Origin of the sequence: Sphingobium tyrosinilyticum (genome assembly GCF_042654265.1) — a bacterium.
Taxonomy (GTDB): Bacteria; Pseudomonadota; Alphaproteobacteria; order Sphingomonadales; family Sphingomonadaceae; genus Sphingobium; species Sphingobium tyrosinilyticum.
The window spans coordinates 2,501-5,636 of record NZ_JBHSFZ010000014.1; the positions used below are offsets into that span (position 1 = coordinate 2,501).

Below are 3,136 nucleotides of genomic sequence, written 5' to 3' on the forward strand. Positions count from 1 at the left end.
GGCATGTACAGGCGATGAAGGACGTGGCACGCTGCGATAAGCGTGGGGGAGCTGTGAGCAAGCTTTGATCCCGCGATTTCCGAATGGGTAAACCCACCTTCACCATTTAAGGCTGCGCCAGTGAAAGCTGGATCAGCGTTAAATGGGAAAGGTATCACTAAGCTGAATAAAATAGGCTTTGGTGAAGCGAACCCGGGGAACTGAAACATCTCAGTACCCGGAGGAAAAGACATCAACCGAGATTCCGTTAGTAGTGGCGAGCGAACGCGGACCAGGCCAGTGCCTGTTGTTTAGTTAGCAGAACAATCTGGAAAGTTTGACCATAGCGGGTGACAGTCCCGTATGCGAAAGCGAAACAACAGGACTTGAGTAGGGCGGGGCACGTGAAACCCTGTCTGAACATGGGGGGACCACCCTCCAAGCCTAAATACTCGTACATGACCGATAGCGAACCAGTACCGTGAGGGAAAGGTGAAAAGCACCCCGATGAGGGGAGTGAAACAGTACCTGAAACCGGATGCCTACAAGCAGTGGGAGGGTCCTTGAGACCTGACCGCGTACCTCTTGCATAATGGGTCTGTGACTTAGTGTATCATGCAAGCTTAAGCCGTTAGGTGTAGGCGCAGCGAAAGCGAGTCTGAATAGGGCGACTGAGTATGATGCATTAGACCCGAAACCCGGCGATCTATGCATGACCAGGTTGAAGGTGCGGTAACACGCACTGGAGGACCGAACCGTTTAATGTTGAAAAATTATCGGATGAGTTGTGCTTAGGGGTGAAAGGCCAATCAAGCCGGGAAATAGCTGGTTCTCCGCGAAATCTATTGAGGTAGAGCGTCGGATGATTGCCGTTGGGGGTAGAGCACTGGATGGATGCGGGGGTCGCGAGATCTACCAACTCTAACCAAACTCCGAATACCAACGAGTCTAGTCCGGCAGACAGACGGCGGGTGCTAAGGTCCGTCGTCAAAAGGGAAACAGCCCTAACCTACAGCTAAGGTCCCCAAGTCACGTCTAAGTGGGAAAGCATGTGGGATTTCCAAAACAACCAGGAGGTTGGCTTAGAAGCAGCCATCCTTTAAAGAAAGCGTAACAGCTCACTGGTCTAAATAAGAGATCCTGCGGCGAAGATGTAACGGGGCTCAAGACGTGCACCGAAGCTTAGGGTGTGATCGTTTACGATCACGCGGTAGCGGAGCGTTCCGTAGGCCGTTGAAGCCATCTGGTAATGGGTGGTGGAGGTATCGGAAGTGCGAATGCAGACATGAGTAGCGATTAACAGTGTGAGATGCACTGTCGCCGAAATTCCAAGGGTTCCTGCTTAAAGCTAATCTGAGCAGGGTAAGCCGGCCCCTAAGACGAGCCCGAAGGGGGTAGTCGATGGGAACCACGTTAATATTCGTGGGCCTGGAGGTGTGTGACGGATGGCGTAACTTGTCTGGCCTTATTGGATTGGTCCAGGCAGGGAAGTTGTCCCAGGAAATAGCCCCTCCGTATAGACCGTACCCTAAACCGACACAGGTGGAATGGTAGAGTATACCAAGGCGTTTGAGAGAAGTATCCTGAAGGAACTCGGCAAATTGCCTCCGTACCTTCGGAAGAAGGAGGCCCCACATCAAGGCAACTTTTTGTGGGGGGCACAGGCCAGGGGGTAGCGACTGTTTAGCAAAAACACAGGGCTCTGCTAAGTCGGCTTCAAGACGACGTATAGGGCCTGACGCCTGCCCGGTGCCTGAAGGTTAAGAGGAGGAGTGCAAGCTCTGAATTGAAGCCCAGGTAAACGGCGGCCGTAACTATAACGGTCCTAAGGTAGCGAAATTCCTTGTCGGGTAAGTTCCGACCTGCACGAATGGCGTAACGACTTCCCCACTGTCTCCAGGATATGCTCAGCGAAATTGAATTCTCCGTGAAGATGCGGAGTACCCGCGGTTAGACGGAAAGACCCCGTGCACCTTTACTGCAGCTTCAGAGTGGCATTAGGAAAGAACTGTGTAGCATAGGTGGGAGGCTTTGAAGCGATGACGCCAGTTGTCGTGGAGCCATAGGTGAAATACCACCCTGTTGTTTTCTGATGTCTAACCTCGCACCGTTATCCGGTGCAGGGACCCTCTGTGGCGGGTAGTTTGACTGGGGCGGTCGCCTCCTAAAGAGTAACGGAGGCGCGCGATGGTGGGCTCAGGACGGTTGGAAACCGTCTGTTAGAGTGCAATGGCATAAGCCCGCCTGACTGCGAGACTGACAAGTCGAGCAGAGACGAAAGTCGGTCATAGTGATCCGGTGGTCCCTCGTGGAAGGGCCATCGCTCAACGGATAAAAGGTACGCCGGGGATAACAGGCTGATGATTCCCAAGAGCTCATATCGACGGAATCGTTTGGCACCTCGATGTCGGCTCATCACATCCTGGGGCTGGAGCAGGTCCCAAGGGTTTGGCTGTTCGCCAATTAAAGTGGTACGTGAGCTGGGTTCAGAACGTCGCGAGACAGTTTGGTCCCTATCTGCCGTGGGCGTCGAAATTTGAGAGGAGTTGACCCTAGTACGAGAGGACCGGGTTGAACATACCTCTGGTGTACCTGTCGTCCTGCCAAGGGCGCAGCAGGGTAGCTATGTATGGACGGGATAACCGCTGAAAGCATCTAAGCGGGAAGCCTCCCTCAAGATAAGATTTCTTCGAGCGGTCGTAGACCACGACCTTGATAGGCCGGATGTAGAAGTGTGGTAACATATGGAGCTAACCGGTCCTAATTGCTCTGATCGCGCTTAAGTGGTTCAGATGAACCATAGAGTCCCACCATCAATGACAGTGCTGGCAACAGCAAAGATCAGCGATGTGGTGATCCACTCAAGCCAGATACTCAAATACCAATTGTTTGGTGACGCGTTTCTCAAGTGAAACGCTCATATGTGCACGGCACCGATTAAAACCCAAAGCGCAAGCTTCATTGCTTGGTGACCATAGCGTCTGTGACCCACCCGATCCCATCCCGAACTCGGCCGTGAAACCAGTCTGCGCCGATGGTACTGTGGCTCAAGCCCCGGAAGAGTAGGGCGTCGCCAGGCATTGAAGCTTGCGCTTTGGATAAAACCCATTCACATCTCACAAAAGGGCGGCCCATAAAGCCGCCCTTTTGCGCCTCC

The 3,136-nt window shown here is 53.2% G+C and carries 2 rRNA genes (1 of these 2 only partly in view); both read left to right on the forward strand.

The annotated features are described in order from the left end of the window. Nucleotides 1-2,762: ribosomal RNA gene (locus ACFO3E_RS08795) — 23S ribosomal RNA — on the forward strand (it extends 33 nt beyond the left edge of the window). A gap of 181 nt (nucleotides 2,763-2,943) precedes the next feature. Continuing rightward, nucleotides 2,944-3,058, forward strand: a 5S ribosomal RNA gene (gene rrf, locus ACFO3E_RS08800). Nucleotides 3,059-3,136: the final 78 nt, after the last annotated feature.